Genomic DNA, 19,487 nt, shown 5'->3' with positions numbered 1-19,487 from the left:
CACGCTGACACAGATTATCGGTACGTTCGAGCCAGGAGAATCTAGGTTGCAGTTGAGATACTAGCCAGCATTTTCGGAAATTTACCAAGCAATCTCAACGGACGCCGCTCTCAAGTCGATGCAAATCGACAAGGCACGTACTCGTTTTGAAAAATGTGAGTCATAAACCGATTGAGAATCCGAATCGCCGCTAGCTGCGAAATGTGGGATTCACTTTTCCAGCTCGTTGCCCGCACAACGTTGCTCGGCAAGTGAAAGGAAATAACGTCAATGTCCTATCAACAAAGGCCCCGCGATACGCAATCCGTCGTGAATGATGCACTGCCATCGGTCATGAACGAGGATGCGTTCTGGCCAAGTGAGCCCAGGACACTTGAAGAAGCTGGTATCACGGAATCGAACCTCGAGAGCATCATGTGCCAGATGCTCCTGAATTCGGGAACATTGAGCGGCAGAAATCTTTCCGAGAAGATCGGACTGTCTTTTGCCATCATCGAACAGCAGCTGTCGACGCTCCGCATGCGTCAAGTTGTTGCCCATGCTCGCCCAGCTCCGTTGAATGATTTTTATTATTCTCTTACCGAAAACGGACACAAGCGCGCAAGCAGTTATCAGAAGAGCTGCGCGTACGTTGGTCCCGCACCAGTCCCGTTGATGGACTATTGCTTGAGCGTTGAAGCACAGGCCTCTCATTTTGATCCGATCACGGAAGCAAACTTGCGAGCCGCCCTTTCTGAAATTACATACGATCCCAGCTGGTTGGACCTGCTGGGGCCAGCAATCAACAGCACCGGAGGCATTTTTCTCTTTGGCCCTCCAGGCAACGGCAAGACGACTCTAGCGAAATGTTTGACGGCGTGCCGCGGTTCCGAAATTTGGATCCCTCACGCTATCATCGACGACGGTCAGATCATTAAGGTCTATGACACAGCATATCACCAGCCGTCGCGTGGGGCCAAGAGCGCGTATAGCATCATGGCCGCGCAGGATTACGACCGGCGTTGGATTCGAATTGTAAGGCCAACGGTCGTCGTCGGAGGCGAACTGACTCTTGAATCGCTCGAACTGCGATATGATCCGCGCAGCAATACCAGTGAGGCACCGCTGCAGGTAAAAAGCAACTGCGGATGCTTGTTGGTAGATGACTTTGGTCGCCAGAGAGTTGCTCCGGCGGAGCTGTTAAATCGATGGATCGTCCCTTTGGAGAGTAGAGTCGATTACCTTACGCTCTCGACTGGCAAAAAGATTACAGTCCCCTTCGAGCAATCAATTCTCTTTTCAACGAACCTGCAACCAGAACAGTTGGTTGATGAAGCATTCTTGCGGCGTGTCCCTTTCAAAATCGAAATCGCCAGTCCGCCGCGGGCAGAGTTCGTTGAATTGTTCAAGCGGTCGTGCGCTTCACTTGAAATAGAATGGCGCGGCGAAATCATCGACAACTTGATCGAGCGCCAGTATGTTCGAGCGAACCGCCCCTTTCGACGCTGTCACCCAAGGGATTTACTAAGCCAGTTTGCTGCCATTTGTGCCTACCGACAAGAACGCTCTGACTTACGATTGGACTACCTCGAAATCGCGTGCAGGAACTATTTTGGTCCGGCTATTCTTCCAGGGGCTAGTGTGCAACGAGCTCCGGCTCAACCTATGGCATCGCGACCGCCACTCACTTCGGCCGCTAGACCTGGGGAAGCGCCGCGGTCTGTTCCTCGAAAAGCGCCGCCGAACTCCATCCCGGCTCGCCCCACCCAAGATCGAACTCAACAAATTGCTGCACCGGGGCCAGTTCCGACAGACGTTTTGGCTGCAAATCCCACGGGCAATTTTACAGTTCCGATTCCTTTCCCCAATCCTTCCTAGTTCCCTTATCTCGTAGTTTCCATGGCGTCACTCGTAGCATTTGCTGAAGCAGGATTCGAACCGATCCCCGGTTACGTCCTGCGCGAGAAGATCGGGGCTGGCGGATTCGGTGAAGTTTGGCTGGCCGATGCGCCAGGTGGACTCAAGAAGGCACTGAAGTTAGTTTTCGGCAGTATCTCGGAAGACAGAGCCGCCGGCGAGCTTCGTTCCCTGCAACGCATTCGCCAAGTCAACCATCCTTTCGTACTCTCACTCGAGCGAATCGAAGTTGTTAATGGACAACTGATCGTTGTAACCGAACTCGCGGATGGCTCCCTCTTGGACCGATTCCGAGAACTTCAACGTCGAGGAATGGTAGGGATACCCAGAGAAAAATTGCTAAGGTATCTGGGCGATGCAGCAGATGCGCTCGATTTCATTTGCCAGCAACATGATCTCCAACATCTGGATGTAAAACCCGCGAACCTACTGTTGATCGCCGACCGCATCAAGATTGCTGACTTCGGATTGATCAAGGATGTACAGCGAACTAACAACTCTTTGCTTGCGGGGCTAACACCAACTTACGCAGCACCGGAAATGTTCGATGGACGCCCAGGGCGATCCAGCGATCAGTATGCGCTGGCGATCGTCTACCAAGAAATGCTCACTGGTTGCCTGCCGTTTCAAGGCCGAACGACTGCGCAGTTGGCAAGCGAACATCTGCATAAGGCACCAGGCCTTGACGCCCTACCAATCTTTGACCGACCAGTCATCGCTCGCGCATTGAGCAAAAAACCGATCCAGCGGTTCGCCAGCTGTCGGGAAATGATCGACGCGCTGATCAAAGCAGAGGTTGGAAACGCAATCGACAACGTCGGCCCACCAGCGCCCGCTCGACCTCGAGCTGTGTCACGCGCAATCGCCAACCCGCGGACTCGCCGAATCCACCCAACACGGCCCGAGCAAAGCGCAAAGCTAAACTCTGGTACTCAGCCCAATTCAATCCCTTCGGATTCATCCCAGTCGCCGTATCGCACAGACCAGTTCGGCTCACAATCGCGTTCCCAAAACATTGCAACGCTACCTCCGATCAACCTTCAGGAGAAAGATGCTCGGAAGACGATCAATCTCTTCGTAGGCGTAGGCCGAACTGGCATTGAGTCGATCATGTACGCTCGTCAGCAACTCGCTGGCCGGGGAATCCTTGAAAAGTCGTCTTACGGTTCGGCTTGGCTGGCATTTGACACCGATGCAGTGGTTTTACAGCGTGCAACCGATCCTGAGACGATCGCCGCATTGCACCCGAGCGAAGCGATTCACCTACCGCTCAAGACACCGCAATACTACAAGGAACAGCCCAAAGAACTCTTCACTCCCATATCACGTCGATGGCTGTATAACATTCCGCGATCCCGTGCTACAGAAGGTGTCCGCGCACTTGGCATGCTGGCTTACCTTGACGCAAGCGTTGAATGCTATGAAGCTCTTTACCACAGCATAAGCGACGCAATGTCGAGCAGTGAATTTGAGCCGACAGAACTTGTTCCGAATGTTTACATCGTAGCTTCGGCGCATGGTGGAACTGGGGGTGCTATCGTATCGGAACTCGCCTTCTTGGTTCGACGCGTGCTGGCCGAACTGAAGGAAGACAAGCATCTGCACGCTGACGGGCTCGTAACTGCCGTGATTACTACCGCGGTTCATGATGATGGCGCAACGCTTGAGTTACCAGCAGCGTCGGGGATGGCCTGCATTGCTGAACTTACGCACCACATTAATACTTCAGGTCTTCACCCCGGAATACCTGCCCTCCCAGTATTTCCGCTATCCGTTGCGCCGGTTGATGATGCATATTTTATTCACGGCGGGCGACTCGGAAGAACCGACGACTGGAAACGAGCAATTCTCCAGGCTGCTGACTATCTCTGCACCGATGCATACTCGCTGTTCGGCACCGCGATGCAGGAATGTAAACAACAGTTGCGTTCTGGTGAAGCGAATATGTCTCATGAATGTACGCCTTGGATGCACACTTTCGCGGGTACGCGAGTCGAGCTGACCAACGAACTGCAGCCATCGCAACTCACAAAACACTTCTTGCTTGAGACAATGCAGAGATGGATAACTGCCTTTGATTCAGGAGAAGCGGCTTGCGAGCCAATCAAACCGCAGTCAGCGAACCCTAGCAGCACGAGCACTCCCGTTCGATCCAAGAAAACCAATCAAGCCATCGAACTGTTTTGCGACGATCTCTTCCGCGATGTTGGCTGGAACGCACAAGCCTGGGTCAGGACTTGCTTCGCTATCTTAATTCCGGCGGCCAAGGAATCTTCAAACCAGAAAAGTGCTACGGACTCAAACGATTCAACAGAAAACTCATCCTTAGAAGACAGCTTGCTAGCTTTAGTAGCCCCCGACTTAGAACTTGTTCAGCGCAGCTTAAACATATCGATCGATTCATCACGAACGATTGCAAGGCAACTTATCGATTCGTCTCTTATGAGCATGTTCGAACAGTTGCGGGTGCATTGGACAACGCACTACCAAAACTGGGCATTTATGTCTTCGTTGTTGCATCGTGTGTCCGAGCGACTGACACGCCAAGCAGAATCACTAGTGATCGTAAGCGGACGCTTTGCAGAGCGTCTTCAAGCCATCGACATTGAATGGATCCGCTTGCCAGAAAATGCTCTTGAGGAACGTTCGCAAATCCAGACAGAGCGCAACACGGTGTTAGTCCAGCGTGATGTGCACCAACTGGCGGCTTCGTTGCTCAAGCGGCTCGCAAGTCTGATCGATCACCATACGCGACTGTGGAAAGTCGAGTCAAATTCTTTACGTGAGTCGTTGTGTTCGTACTCTACCGTCATCGCGCAAGAATTAGGATTATCTGTCGACAAGAACGGCCGAGCAAATATTGCCTATCTTCCATTGCCAGCCTTTTGGACGCGGGTAAGCCGCGAAGTGCATCGAGCGTTAGACGAGGCGATCGGTCGCAAAGCCATTGATCAGTTGCAATTCGTCTGGTCCTCAGGCACCAATCCAGCAATCCCCGTTCAGCTCGACGCACTCGGCTCTAGCGCGGCAGGATCACAGGACGTTGTTCAAAATCCAGCGTCCATTGCCGCTTCTGAGACCGGTAGCTTGGTGAACACCAGCGTAGCTGTCCAAGGCGAAGTATCGGTTGATGGTACGATCGATAGCCCCAACCCGTACACGCCGGAACTCTCACAACTTTTGCAAATCGCAAATGAGTCTCAGGAGACTGCGGCCAAGGCGCAAGGTATCGCTCTGGACGGAGGTGACAGCGTCGCTTGCCCACGCATGACTCTGCAGACATTGCCAGAAATGTTGCGTGAGACAACTCCACCGCTGTTGCTATCGGGCAATTCAAAACGCGTATTCTTGCTGTTGCCAGAAGATTATCGACTGGAAGAGAACGATCCTCTATGCGCGGAAGAACTAAACAAAGGTGTGACAATCATCCGTACCGATCTTGTCGACAGTCCGAGACTTGTAGTGGATGGCGAACGCATGATATTAAATGAAGTCGTTACTTCGCTTTGGCCGCCTTCGTCACACCGCTCCGAGCTAGCCAATCGGTTATTTTCCCGTACTGACGTCGACTGGCCCGCGATAATATAGTTCACTCTGTAAGCCAAACGCCGTACTTTACATCTGCACCTAACAAACAAGTACGCAACAATTGCCTACCGCTCATTAAATCCACAACACGCGTACGTTCAGATTCCATGGCAGAGCGTAAGCTTGTTCGAACGGTGCATTTAGACGGTGGTTCAAATGCGACTTCCAGCCTAAACTCGACATGCCTGTCCAGCGCGTGCTTTCAACAATCTCTTGATAACTCTGCCCGTCGACTTCTATATTGTCACGCTGCAATTGGACTTTGATTGGCTCGAAGCTAAGCAGATTAAATGAATCCGCTGTGACTATCGCCGCCGATTCATGTCCATCAAGCGTGAAAGTCGACGATCGATCCGTAAAGATGACGATGCTATCTGTTCCTCCTCCAGCATCAATGTTGAACGACGTGGACTTTGGAGCAAGAACGGTAATTTCATCGTTGCCGCTTCCGCCCGTAAGCTCAATTTGACTATGCTGAGCGAAACTCTTGACGGCCAGTTCGTCATCGCCAGCGTCTCCTGAAGCGAATATAGAAGCGATATTGCTTTCGACTACCCAACGATCGTTTCCACCCAAGCCATACGCTTCAAAGAAGTCCACGGTCGCTGTTACAATAAACTCGTCGACTCCAAGATCGGCTAACGGTGCTGGAGCAAGTACGTTGGGCACAAAAAAGCCATCGCCATTTTCATTCGTACCGGCAACGACGATAGCGTTGATCGGTTCATCACGTCGTACGGCAACGGTCTCTACCAAGTTGCTCGAATCGCGTTGGCCAGGCGTTCCAAGAAATACAACTTCGACTCCGCCGTTGTCACCAAAGTCGCGAATGATCCATTTGTTGTCCAGATTGTTTCGGAAGACAAGCGTGTCGGGCGTCCAAAACACTTCGTCCTGCACTTCGATCCCCGTGTTGCGATTGATAATGTCCGATAGGCGTGTCGATTTGACTTCTGCAATCAATTTCGAATCAAGATAGTTCTCGAAGTAGAAACGGTCACCATCGCGCATCCGAGTAAACTGATCGACCATGTAAGCGTAGATCGTTTGTCCGACGCTAGTGCCTGGAACGTGGTCTTCCGAAATGGCGACAATCCATGGGTCGGCATGATCCGGCGAACTATAAAGTTCAGTCAGTTTGTTTGCGAGTTCGACATCGGATATAACATCATGAAAGGTTGCTACTTTACTTAGCCCAATCGCAGCGCGGACCGTGTTATAGTCGGGCAAGCCATGATCACGACCACGTTGAATATTTCTCGCAGCCAAATCAAAGCCGCCTGGTCCCGCGTTTAAGAAGTTACGCACCCCGTCGACAATATGATTGTCAACTTCTTGCATCTTTTGCTTCACGATCCCAGCAAATATTTCATCGATTCCTCGTTGAGTAATGAATGCGGGGCTTGCAAAAGCATCCTTCAACGAGATAGTCTCGCCGTCAGTACCAATCAAGAATTCGTTCGGCAAAGTCGTATGACCTAGACGATACATTACCGTAGAAAATTCATTGGACAGCGTCGCGTTGACGTTTGGGTCGTAGCCTTTGTAGGTCGCAATGGCGTTAAAGCCGATCGTGCTTGGGAGAAACTCGTTGTAAGTGATGTGCTGAATCAAGGCCGCTACAATCTGCCGAGCTCGATGAAAGATTTCTTCGTCAACCGCCGCATCGGCTAAATCACGTCCTGCAAACTCCGTCGCCGCAAGCTCGCCAGCGATACGATTGTGCTCACGGACAAACAGCGTCTGCATCGCCGTCAAAGCGATATTCTCATTGACGCGAACATCTCCCGCGAGAAACCCCTGATCGCTCAACGGCAATAGTTCACCCACGTCGGTGACTATCGAAGCCATGCGTCCCCCGACATGAGCTCGCAGCGCCGAAGTGGTGGCTGCATTGGCTCCGTATACCGCACCGCCGTCAATAAAGGATGATGCGAAATTGATTTGCTCGCGTGGTGATGTAATACCCGTTGTTCGATCAAATGGAGAGCGGGTGAAAGCCATTTCTTCGTTGATGGCAAATGGTTCTACAGGCAATGTTCGATCAAGACTAAAGCTCTGAGCTATATCGTGATCCAGGAATTGCCCCCATTGGAACCACACGGAGGTTATGAAGCGATCATTTTCAATCGACTCACTTTGCGCTGCAACAGCGTTGCTAATGTCGCGAGGATTAGGGTTGCTGGTCAGCGATGGCGCGTTCAAGCCATCGGCATACGCGGCCGGAGCAACTCGATCGAACTGCTCGTTGGCAGCTCCCCATGTGGGATTGCTCAGATTGTTACCAACGCCATCCAGGCGCTGGATCTCGCCCAATGATCCTAACGCAAATTGAAAGTAGCCGTTAGTATGAAGGTATTCGCCCTGTCGAAATCCAGGCGCGATCCCATCAGCCGCTGCCCAAGTCCCAGTCGAGAACACCCCAGCACTTTCCGTTTCTACAACAGTTCCATTGATTACAACTTTGTCGACAATCAAGTTCCGATCAATACCTTCCTCAGGTCGATAGGCGTCGTTCGTAAAGGCAATACGAACTTGATCAGGCCTGACGGAATCCGCGATTTCAAAGCGGTAAGTTTTCAGCTCACGGTCAACCTGCCAGCTAGCTACTTCTTGTCCATCAATTTGCAAGACCATCCGTTCATCCGCAGTTTCGCCACGTGCGTAGACTTCAATGATAGATTGGTTGGCAAAGCGGAATTCGCCATTGGTGTGCAGATATTCGCTTTGCCTGAAACCAGGCTGTATGCCATCTTCCTGCTTCCATGTCCCGGTTGAAAAGACAGACGAACTCTCTGTTTCGAACCGGATTCCATCGATAGCGATTGCGCCAACTCGCACGTTGCGATCAATTCCTTGCTCGGGGGTATACAAGTCATTGATAAACTCGATTTTCACTTGCCCGACTGCAATCTGTTGATCGGTTGCATACGATAACTTGACGAACTCCCCGGCGTCTGCATTTCCACCCAAATTCTCCCAAGTCTGCACGACGACATCGTCAATCTTGAGTTGAATTGTTTCTTCGTTCGTTGCTCCGGCTGCAAAGATGTCTACTGCGGACAGCATCTGCCGATTTTCTAGCGTTTCGAGGTGCAGTGACAGAAATTCATCACGCTGGTTGGCTGGACTTATTTTCGACGGACTCTTTATTCTCTTCATCATGCTTTAAACCTGGCGCCAGACTATTGTCAGGCGTTGAACCGGAGCACATAGGGATAGTTATCGCAGCGATTTATTTCGCCCAAACGTTTGCTCAATTTGACTACCTTGCAGTCCGCCTGTTGCATCGGATTAGTAACGCCATGTTCAGCGCAACGTAACACTCAACAAACGCTTGAGCACGAACGAGACTGAGAATCGGCTGCGTTTTGACGAGTTTAGTTGGTCGAAAAGCGAATTCAATGAACTCGTTTGACAGAGAAATTGCCTAGAAAAACTTGAGATTCCATGTCCCTAAATCGGACGAATAGACATCCCTTTGACATCTGCGAAATTTTGAAACGAGCCGCCCTTAAGGCAAGCTGATTTTGATCACTTGGTCAGCGATCTGGGTCAAAAACGCTCGCAAAAATTTTGCGACGATTGAGAAAAATTTTGACGCTTCTGCGGCTAGCAAGCGCCTTCAGAATGGATAGTCGAGCCAGCCGCCGGCGTTCTTTGCCTTAGAACAGCTTTCGATGAAACTTAAGATTCTCGAATGCGCAGAATCCTACTTCTGCGCATTCATAGCAAAGATCCCTCTAGGCTGCGCGGCTCAAGTTTTCACTCCGCTCGCCCGCCATCTCAAGATAGGTGTTCCAGGAATCCTGTGCAGCGGCGATTCGATTGGCGATGGTCCTCGATAACGAGCCATCTTGGAGTCCGAACGTCCAACCTAAACGATGCGCGACTGATACAGGATTGAAAAGGCTAGCAGCCAGTCGTCCCATGCGAACCGGGAGGCTATCAAGCTTTATCGGCGACTCAGGCAAGTTGGCGTAGGCACGAGCGATGCGACCTAGCATCTGACCATCGCCATAGCCAACGTCTTTCGAATCGGGTAGCACTTGACCGGTGGAAAGCTTGGCTTCTGCATACCGAGCCACCATCACTCCTGTTGCTTGCAAGGCCAGCGCCAGTTCAACCTCAGCAGATGCCAGCGAACCTTCCGTGAACAGCCCCCCCAAACTGAGCAAGAGCTTGCGGCTGAAATATCCGCCGTTGATCAGCGGAAACGCTTGCTCGTTTGTCTCAATACTGGAAACCAACTGGCGACGTGGGAGCTGGGAAGCTCGGATACCGATCACAGGATTTTGCGTCCCGGTGACGTTCGTCGCCGCCGCAACTGCAGCTACCTTACGATCATTGAAGGCTGGCAGCACATCTTCGTACCAGCCATCCGCGACCACGGTCCCAGGCATCAAGATTTGCACTACTCGCGATGTCGCTGCGCTTGCAGCTTCGTTGATCAAATCAACTGCAGTGGACTGCGGATCCAGTTCGAGGAGCGTGATTTCATCGCCGCTCAAACAATACGGATCGGCATAGTCACCGCTATGGGCAACGATGACTTCCACTTGGGAGCTACGATGTTCTAGCAAGGAAACGAGCGTTTGTTCTAACGCAGCTTCGTTCGCTAAATGCGGTACTATTATGGAGAGACGAGGCACAAAATTACCCCTTCTGATACTCAAAACGCGATTTTCGCCTCTGGCGTTTTGCAAGCTTTAAGGTGTGATCGCACACGCTTGCTGCCACGACAGATCTAATCGAACTGTCTTTAAGTGTTGTTCGGTCTGAACCATTCAGCATGTTCAAACATTGTCGCCCGGTCCAGTAAGGCAAGCCTGGCAAGATTTGCAGCCGGGGCAAGATTTACGGCCAACAAGATGCTTTGAATCATGCTCAGCGGGCGCTTTGTTCCCACTTCATTAGCTCTCGTGCTGCGGTCGCGACATCTGCATTCTGCGAATCGCTAAGAGCGTCCAGCATGGGCGTGATCTGGCCTGTATTGGCGACTCCGGCCATTTCAACAGAATAATGCAGAACTCGGATAGGATTGATTCCATCTCGCAGATCCTCCAAAATCTTGAATTTCTGTCGAATCTCTTCCGCGACGGCCCAATCCTTGGCTTGTATCGCTCGCAACATTCGCATGGACCACGTTGGCGCAACACAGACGCAGCCGCTTGTAAATCCCGTCACACCGAAGTACTTCATATGGGCGATCGCAGGTTGTTCTCCCATACCGCTGACCATCATCGATGGTGAAACGAGTTCGACGATCTCTTTCAAGTAATCGTCCTGCAATGGATCGGGCAAGACCACGGCATACTTGATCCAGGATATCAGTCCATCGTCGACCAGCTTCTTCACTTCCAACGGGCTAATCCAACGATTGTGCTTGAGGTAAAGCACGACGGGCTTACCGTAAGACTCTGCAAATTTTCTTATTCCGCGACACAATCCCGACGGTGTATTAATTTCGACCGAAGGCAGAATCATAGCTGTGGGAAAATCTAACGATCGCAGTATGTCCGCTTGATCCATCATCAGCCCATAGCTCGGCCCAACACTAGGTACGACCAGTGTGTCAGACGCAACGATCTCACTTAGCATTCCTAGCGTCGATTCAAACTCGGACAAGCGTAAATGGTAGAATACTGCGTTGCCGCCATAGAGCAACGTATCGACGCCACCCGCTTCGAGATGTCTTACCAGCTTCTGGTTTTCTTGCTTGCAAACCTCGCCTCGATCATTGCGAGACAAAGGAGGAACTGCGATGACGCTTTGAGCGAGCCGAGCTTTGGTGATTGGTTTAATATCCATTCGTATCTCTATTAAAAGATGTCAGGGTCACGGTTGTCGGAACCTGCCAAGAAGTTGAAATCGCAGCCATCGTTGGCCTGAGTTACGTGGTCTTTGAAAAGCCGCGTATATCCTCGCGTGAATTTTTCTTCTACCGGTGTCCATTGTGCAAGCCGACTTGCAATCTCGTCATCGCTCAAATCGAGGTGAATTCGACGATTGATGGCGTCTATCTCGATAAAGTCACCATTGCGAACGATAGCCAGCGGACCTCCGACATGCGACTCCGGTGCAACGTGAAGGACGCACGTGCCGTAGCTCGTGCCACTCATTCTCGCATCAGAGATACGGACCATATCCCGAACGCCTTGCATGAGCAACTTCTTAGGAATAGGAAGCATGCCCCATTCTGGAAACCCAGGTGCTCCTTGTGGCCCTGCATTTCGCAACACCAAGACTGTATCCGCTGTGACGTCCAAATCGTCCGCATTCAATTGCGACTTCATGTGTAGATAGTTATCGAATACCAGTGCCGGCCCACGGTGAGTCAGTAGCCTTGGGTCTGCAGCCGACGTTTTAATGATACACCCGCCGGGTGCCAGATTGCCTCGTAAGACACACAGCCCTCCATTGGGATACAAAGCCGTGTCACGATTGCGAACGATATCCGAGTTGATCGTTTCCGCACCTGCAATCCGCTGGCCGAGCGATTGGCCTTCAACGCATTGCGCGTCGATGTCTAGGAGATCTTGAAGATGCGAGAGCAGGGCGGGCAAACCACCCGCTAGATCAAAATCTTCCATGAGATAGGTACCGCTTGGTCGCAGATTCGCTAACACTGGCACGCGGCGTGACCAGTAGTCAAACTCGTCGAGTTCCAGTGGCACGCCAGCTCTCCTGGCCATCGCGATGATATGCACGATGGCGTTGGTCGATCCGCCGATAGCCAACAAAGTAATCATTGCGTTTTGGAAGGACGCTTTGGACAAAAAGCTAGATGGCTTTCGATTCTTCCATGCCAGATCAACAGCCAATCGACCTGCGATCGCAGCCTGCCGACTATGTTCTGACACAACGGCTGGCACGCTACTCGACTTCCGAAGCGCGAATCCTAACACTTCAGCGATACTTGCCATCGTCGACGCTGTCCCCATGGTCATGCACGTGCCGGGGGATCTCGCAATGCAGTCTTCGACTCCTTTCCAATCGGCGTCGCAGAAGTTTCCTGCACATCGCTCGTTCCAAAACTTCCAAGCGTCTGATCCGCTGCCCAGCGTTTGATCTTTCCAATACGCTTTCAACATTGGCCCGGCCGGGAAAAAAACGGAGGGAATATCGGCCGAGATTGCCCCCATTAACATCGCTGGTACTGTTTTGTCACAGCCGCCCATCAGCACAGCCGCATCGATCGGATGACAACGCAGCACTTCTTCGACCTCCATCGCCAGCAAGTTGCGATAGAGCATCGTAGTCGGCTTCATCATCATTTCGCCCAGGCTCATGACCGGGATTTCGACGGGGAAGCCACCCGCTTGGAACACGCCCCGCTTAATCTCTTCCGAGCGTTGTCGAAAGTGCGAATGGCATGTATTCAAATCGCTCCAGGTATTCAAGATGCCGACAATCGGTCGGTTTTGATAATCGATATCGTCAAAACCCATGCCCTTTAAACGTGATCGATGACCAAAACTACGAAGATCATCTGGGCCAAACCAACGGTATGAACGGAGTTTTTGGGGATCGTGACTTTCGTTTTGCGAGCCTGTTGTCATAGCCGCGTTACACTGCCTTTCCGTTGCTGGAAACCAACAAAGATCCGCTGCTTTCAAACAGCAGCCGCGGCAAGCACATCAGCCAGCGATATGTGACCTTCGTAAAGCGTCCGTCCAATAATACAAGCGTCCGTATTCATAGCGGTCAGCTTAGAGACATCTGCGATCGTTGTAATTCCGCCGCTAGCTACGACCGGGAATGGACTCGCCGCTTGCATCGTCGCTAATGCGCCAAAATTCGGCCCCGCCATCATGCCATCCATCGCAATATCGGTATAGACGACCGCAACACAAGCCTTCGTGCGTTTGGCAACTTGTTGTACAAGATCTTCGGCAGGCGTTTGGCTGGTTTCAAGCCACCCTTCGGTCGATACGAAGCCGTCCCGCGCGTCGACGCCCAACACCATGTTGCCTACGTACTTTTCACACATCGCAGCAAACCAGTCGGGATCTTTCAACGCCGCAGTCCCAACCACCAAGCGACTGATGCCCAACTTGAGCAAACGCTCGATGGTCGCTTCATTGCGTACTCCACCACCTAGTTGAACGGGGCGATCACCCGCAACTTTCAGAATGCTTGAAATGGCTTCTTCGTTGATAATGCTGCCCGACTTTGCGCCATCCAAATCGACAACATGCAAACACTGTGCGCCTTCCGTGAACCACTTTAACGCAGTCGCTGCCGGATCAGGGCTAAAGACAGTGTTTCGCGCATAGTCACCTTGTTGTAACCGGACACATTGTCCGCCTAGAAGATCAATCGCAGGCCATATCTGCATCGTATTGGAAACCGGTCGCTCGTAGTTAACGTCGTGAATTCAGTGGCCACAGCATAATGCGTCGCCAGCAATTTTGTTCTTCGGAATGATCGGCGAACAGCGTCCGACCGCGCCGGCACTTACTAGAACAAACATTGGAAGTTTCGAGAATAACCCTCGGCGCTAGTTTGTGAACAAGCCAGCTCGCAGAATCCTCGATTTTGCGACGTTTGTACAGCTACGGCAAAAAGGGGACCGGCAGCAGAAATGCGTGCTGGACAATCATGACCGCGGAACCATCCCAGCTGGAAAGCGGCGCAAGATATAAAAAGAGCATGTATATCGGAAAGCTGGCGACCATCAGCAACCATGCTGGCCAGCGATTGTACCAAGCTCGCTGGACAGTGCGGCGGTCAGCGTACCGGATTGCCCATCCGACAAGAAATTTAGCAGGCAGATTGAAAAGCACAAAGAAGATACACAACAGCCAAATCAGTTGAGACGGAGGAGTCTCGATTCTCAGTAGATATAGCGGCAATGAAAAAAGTACCAGCAGCACCATAGAAACCGCATGCAGCCACGGCGCCCTACGAAATCCTTGTCGCACATCGCTCAGTCGAATGAACGACGAGAACTTCAAGGTTTGGGCATAACGCATTTGCAAAAATGGTAGGTACTGCAGCACGATCATCATGGTGATAATCCCCGCGAGTGTTAGCAGACCGCGTGCTCCATCCGATTGTGCCTTGAGGCCGCCAATCATCAGTAGGCCTGGGATTATCAAATAGAGCAGGGTTCCGAGAGCGCCGAAAAATCCGATGCGCAGTAGATAAAACAATCGAATGCTTTCGACCGCCTTGCTCAGGCTATCAGCGGCGCTGGTCCATGTCGCTGGCCGAAAAAATTCGCGAACGAAACGCAGAGGAGCTGGCCAAATAAAGTGATAGACTCTTCCACCACGCAGCAAAGCCCACCACACGTAGACGCACCATATCGCTCCGATAATGGCAGAGCCGATGCGCCATCCGATGTCCTGTGACGTACCGGGCGCGAAGAAGTGAGCCGACGCTGACAAATCCCGTACAACGAAAACTGGGATGCTTGTTAAGGCGATCCAGAAAGCAGCGGTTCCGATGTACCCGGCGACTACCAATCCGGGCAGACATCGCCCAAGCCGCTCGCCGCGAGCCCATCGCCCCGCCGCTTCTAGCAGATAACCCAAGCTAGCGAGCTGGATGATTGGCAAGCTTGCTGCTATCGACAAGATCACAACCAAACACGCAAACTGCCAGAGAAAAACGGCAAGCTGCATGGAAAGCCGCAGTGATTGCGACGCGAATCGAACAGGCCAACTACGAGCTTGAACCGTATAACTCTTTGTTTCGGCCACTTCAGGAACTGCGAAGTCTTCCGAGATTGCTAGAGTTGCCATCATCGCGCTGGGTACTTTTTCATGATCGGATTTTCCTTGGCTGGACACGCTTCACTCGTTTTTGATTCGAAGTCAGACTACGATTATTGATAGAAAACTGGGCGAACTTTCAAAAAGGTCTCGAATGCTCGCTGCCTTTCGCACGCCAACCAGCCCACCAACCACTACAATCCACACAAACAACCCTATCCGCAGATTTGCCGTATTTGATAGACGCGGCTTCATTATTGGTTAATAATTTGGAAAGAATGGTGGTTAAATTTTTGACCGTCTCTCCATTTTAACGGATGCTGACATGAGCCCTGGGGCATTGCATCCGGAAACTTGGCAAATGATTGCCTGACCCGCAAAATTCCCGCTTTTAGAGCTTTAACTGATTTACTCGTTTTGGATCTACCGAATGCGTTTTCAACTTTCCTCGCTTGCTATCGCTCCGCTTACTATCTTGATGGCGTGGTCCACAACCATCGTTAGCGCCCAGGAGCCAGAGTTCCCTCCATCGGAAAAGATACTCGAAGGATATGAAAAGGTCGAATCCCGCTCGCCGGATGGTCAAACGCTAGGGAACCTGTACAAGCGTGAGAAGGACGCGCAGGTCTACATCGAACTGCCGAAAGATTTTGCCACCCGCAAATACTTTATTGCATTGACAGTTAGTAGCGGCGAAGAATACGCAGGCCTTCAGGCGGGTGACTACTACGTCTATTGGCGCCAGTATGACAACCGCCTAGCTCTCATCCTGCCGAATGTCGACATTCGCTCAACGGGTGAACCCGAGTCTAAGTCGAGCGTGAAAAGACTCTTTACAGACCGCGTTCTAGCCGACGTGCCCATCGTGACGATGGTTCCGCGGGGCGGCCCTGTTATTGATGCAGACGAACTGCTCGTCAAAAGCGCGTCTACTTTCTTTGGTAACGAATATCGTCCTACCAAGCCGCAATTAACCAAAATCGTGAAGGCGAAAGCTTTTAGTAAGAATTTAGAAATGGCTTTCGAAACCGTCGGACGCAATGGTACTTTGCAGACCTTGCACTATTCGTTGAGCGAAGTACCTGAAGAAGGCGGCTACCGCCCACGACGCTCCGATGAACGCATTGGTTATTTCTCGACGGCTTACAGCGACTTAGGAAAGTACCGCGAAGACGACGTCAAAACCCGCTATATCAATCGCTGGCGACTCGAAAAGCGAGATCCGAAGCTGAAAGTCTCCCCGCCGGTCAAGCCCATTCGATTCTATGTCGAGCATACGACTCCCGTTCGCTATCGCCGTTGGGTCAAGCAAGGCGTTGAGTATTGGAATGAGGCCTTCGAAAAGATTGGTTTTGCTGACCCTGTGGAAGTCTATTACCAAGATGCTTCGACCGGCGCATATATGGATCTTGATCCCGAAGATGTGCAATACAATTTTATTCGTTGGTTGAACAACAACAACGGAACAGCGATTGGGCCTTCGCGAGTTCACCCTCTGACGGGAGAAATTCTCGATGCAGATATCATTTTGACCGATGGTTGGATTCGTCACTTCCAGATCCAGTTCGAAGAAATGATGCCAGAAATTGCAACGGAGGGCATGGGGCCTGAAACTCTCGCTTGGCTGGCTGATCATCCTAGTTGGGATCCACGCATTCGCTTTGCGCCGGAAGCCGATCGCAGACACATGAGCTCGATTATCGCCTCGAGTGCCAGCCAGCCGATGGCAGGCCATCCAATCACCAGGGTTCATGGAACCCTGATCGGTGATAACCCATTCGATGGTCTGGCTGGCCGAACAAGTCAGATTAATGGCCTGTGCTTGGCGGCGCGCGGCAAGAAACTGCAGATCGCCATGGGCAAGATGGCCTTTGAAATGCTTTCGGTCGCAGAATTAGCAAATGAGGAATCGGCCGAGGAGAAGAAAGAAGAGGAAGAGAAGAAGGACGATAAAGAAAGCATCGAGGAGAAAGATGGCGAAAAGTCGGACGACGAGAAGAAGCCGGTAGAAGAGGGCGATGAAAAGACCGACGACGAAAAAGCCGATGAAGCCAAGGATGACGACAAGAAGAAGGACGAAAAGGTTGCAGAAAAAGAAGACGAAGAAGACAAGCTTGACGGCATGCCCGAGTCTTTTATCGGTCCATTGCTAGCCGAATTGGTGGCGCACGAAGTTGGCCATACGCTTGGTCTGCGGCATAACTTCAAAGCATCAAGCGTCTATGACCTTGAAAAGATCAACTCGGAAGAAATTCGTGGCAAGAAAGCCTTGGCTGGTTCGGTAATGGATTATTTACCGATCAACATTCCACTCGAAGTCGGCGATACCCGTGGCGATTACACGATGATAGGCATCGGGCCATACGACTTGTGGGCCATCGAATACGGCTACACTCCCGACGACGCCAAGCTGGATAAAATCCTGGAACGTGTTGCTGAGCCTGAGTTGCAGTACGCTACCGATGAAGACACTTACGGACCCGACCCACTTGCACGACGCTATGATTATTCGGCAGATCCGCTGGATTATGCCAATAATCAGATGCGGTTAGTTGAGAAGTTTCGCGAAAGGCTGCTAGAGCGTTACGTGAAGAAGGGGAACTCCTGGGCCAAAGCTCGCGAGGGATACGAAATCACATTAGGTATGCAACTCAAGGCCGTTCAAATGATGGGCAACTGGGTAGGAGGTGCAAGTATCAATCGTGACAAAAAGGGCGATCCTGGCGATCGAAAGCCGATTGAACCGATCGATGCCGACACGCAACGAGCCGCATTGCAGTTCGTGATTGACAATTCATTTCCTGATTCGTCGTATGGCCTGACGCCAGAGATTCTTGAGCGTATGACTCTGGACAAGTGGTGGGACGAGCAGGACAGCGTCACAAACGATTCGACGTTCCCTGTCCACGACCGAGTACTCAGCATGCAAGCGGCGACGTTGACGATGTTAATGAATCCGACAACTCTACGGCGAGTCTTTGACAACGAGCAGTTGATTCCGGCGGATCAAGATGCGCTGGTACTTCCTGAACTGATGGAGAAGATTTTGAGTGCTGCGTGGAGCGAACTGGAAAGTAAACCGGAAGGCGAAGTCTCGGCTCGCAAGCCTCGAATCAGTTCGTTGCGTCGAAATCTGCAGCGTGAACATATGGAACGCTTGATTGACCTTGCATTGCCTGACGATGGCAACGCGGCGATGAAACCAATAGCAACATTGGCAGTGATGCAATTGCGTGAGATCAAGCGAAAGATCGATAATTCGCTGGAATCCCGCGATGCGCTCGACCCGTACTCGGTTGCGCACCTGAGTGAAGCGTCGCACCGAATTGAAAAAGCCATCGACGGTCAGTACATCTATAACATGCCGAAAAACATGGGAGGCGGCGGTGGAACGATCTTGATTTTGGGTGAAGACGGCAAAGTCCTCTCGCACGATTTCAACCAAGCCTTCCCCGCCGACGCACCGAAGCAGTAGCGGAAACTTGAGTTTGGGTGTAGCAATTCACCCATGAATCTGGCTCCCCTCGCCCCGTCTCGGGGAGAGGGTTCGGGGGTGAGGGTTTGTTGCGCTAAATTGGAGCCTGCACGAGCGCTTCGTATTCCGTCGATCACGCTCTCGATCCAGCCGCTTGCCTTCTTCTGTCATATGTGATTCACCGTCTAACTTCGATCACCAAGTTCAGATCCATGCAACAGAAGTCGACCGCATAGGAGGTACGGGAACTTCGCGACGAAATTTTGCATTGCCACATTGGCGATTGCGAATCTATTGCCAAACGGCATCGGCAAACTCGTTGGCTGTTCGTCTTTGCGACTTAGCGAATTGAATCGATTCTTTTGAACGTGCACGACTGCGTTTCATATCTGCTACCTGCCGCGAAAGCCCCTCACCCCTTCGTTCCTCAAGGGCGAGGGGGGGAGAGTTGTCGGCGCCGTGCATTCATTTTAGGAGTAACAGTGCGCTGCTGCAATTCAGCTATGCAGGAGCAACGCAACTCTTCAAAGGTCACATGCCCCAAGCGTAACCCCTTGCCATCTTCTCCCCTCGCCCCGTTTCGGGGAGAGGGGTCGGGGGTGAGGGGTTTTGAACTGGAATTTCCCAGAAAAAATAGACCGTGGATCACTATTGTTTGTTGCTTTGAGGTGGCTCCCTTGGAATTCACCAACAAAGGCAGGGAATGAAATCTTAGCCTTCTCTGTCACCATTCCTCGCTCGCCAGACAAGCTAGTTAGCGAGCGACGAATGGCTACGACGAAGGCAGATTTCAGGCGGTCATTTCT

9 protein-coding genes are annotated in these 19,487 nt (G+C 51.7%); 3 read left to right on the top strand and 6 right to left on the bottom strand.

Annotated elements, in window-relative coordinates:
• Nucleotides 1-270 precede the first annotated feature (270 nt).
• Nucleotides 271-1,857 carry a DUF8689 domain-containing protein gene (locus SH451x_RS00150; RefSeq protein ID WP_479360208.1) on the top strand — a complete coding sequence of 529 codons (1,587 nt, stop codon included), beginning with the start codon at nucleotides 271-273 and terminating at the stop codon, nucleotides 1,855-1,857.
• A 21-nt stretch (nucleotides 1,858-1,878) separates the two neighbouring features.
• Nucleotides 1,879-5,484 carry a protein kinase domain-containing protein gene (locus tag SH451x_RS00145; RefSeq protein WP_479360206.1) on the top strand — a complete coding sequence of 1,202 codons (3,606 nt, stop codon included), beginning with the start codon at nucleotides 1,879-1,881 and terminating at the stop codon, nucleotides 5,482-5,484.
• A 75-nt stretch (nucleotides 5,485-5,559) separates the two neighbouring features.
• Here SH451x_RS00145 and SH451x_RS00140 read toward each other — a convergent pair whose 3' ends face one another.
• The 6 genes from SH451x_RS00140 to SH451x_RS00115 form a co-directional block, all read right to left on the bottom strand.
• A complete protein-coding gene (locus SH451x_RS00140; RefSeq protein ID WP_479360204.1) occupies nucleotides 5,560-8,649 on the bottom strand; it encodes a peroxidase family protein in 3,090 nt (1,029 codons plus the stop codon).
• Nucleotides 8,650-9,227: 578 nt separating this feature from the next.
• Nucleotides 9,228-10,136: a glycosyltransferase family 2 protein gene (locus SH451x_RS00135; RefSeq protein ID WP_479360203.1), complete on the bottom strand. Its 909-nt coding sequence runs from the start codon at nucleotides 10,134-10,136 to the stop codon at nucleotides 9,228-9,230.
• Nucleotides 10,137-10,371: 235 nt separating this feature from the next.
• A complete protein-coding gene (locus SH451x_RS00130; RefSeq protein WP_479360201.1) occupies nucleotides 10,372-11,295 on the bottom strand; it encodes a dihydrodipicolinate synthase family protein in 924 nt (307 codons plus the stop codon).
• Nucleotides 11,296-11,306: 11 nt separating this feature from the next.
• Nucleotides 11,307-13,046, bottom strand: a complete 1,740-nt coding sequence (araD, locus tag SH451x_RS00125) for an L-arabinonate dehydratase (protein ID WP_479360200.1) — start codon at nucleotides 13,044-13,046, stop codon at nucleotides 11,307-11,309.
• Between the two features lie 53 nt (nucleotides 13,047-13,099).
• A complete protein-coding gene (gene hisA / locus SH451x_RS00120; RefSeq protein ID WP_479360199.1) occupies nucleotides 13,100-13,825 on the bottom strand; it encodes a 1-(5-phosphoribosyl)-5-[(5-phosphoribosylamino)methylideneamino]imidazole-4-carboxamide isomerase in 726 nt (241 codons plus the stop codon).
• 217 nt (nucleotides 13,826-14,042) lie between these two features.
• Complete coding sequence (locus SH451x_RS00115) at nucleotides 14,043-15,284, bottom strand: hypothetical protein (protein WP_479360198.1); 1,242 nt, start codon at nucleotides 15,282-15,284, stop codon at nucleotides 14,043-14,045.
• Nucleotides 15,285-15,636: 352 nt separating this feature from the next.
• On the opposite strand from SH451x_RS00115, the gene SH451x_RS00110 reads away from it, so the two are divergent.
• Complete coding sequence (locus SH451x_RS00110) at nucleotides 15,637-18,681, top strand: zinc-dependent metalloprotease (protein WP_479360197.1); 3,045 nt, start codon at nucleotides 15,637-15,639, stop codon at nucleotides 18,679-18,681.
• Nucleotides 18,682-19,487 lie beyond the last annotated feature (806 nt).

The organism is Njordella aestuarii (genome assembly GCF_056494165.1).
Note: the sequence above shows the minus strand (reverse complement) of the source record. Positions and strands in the feature narration are given on the sequence as shown.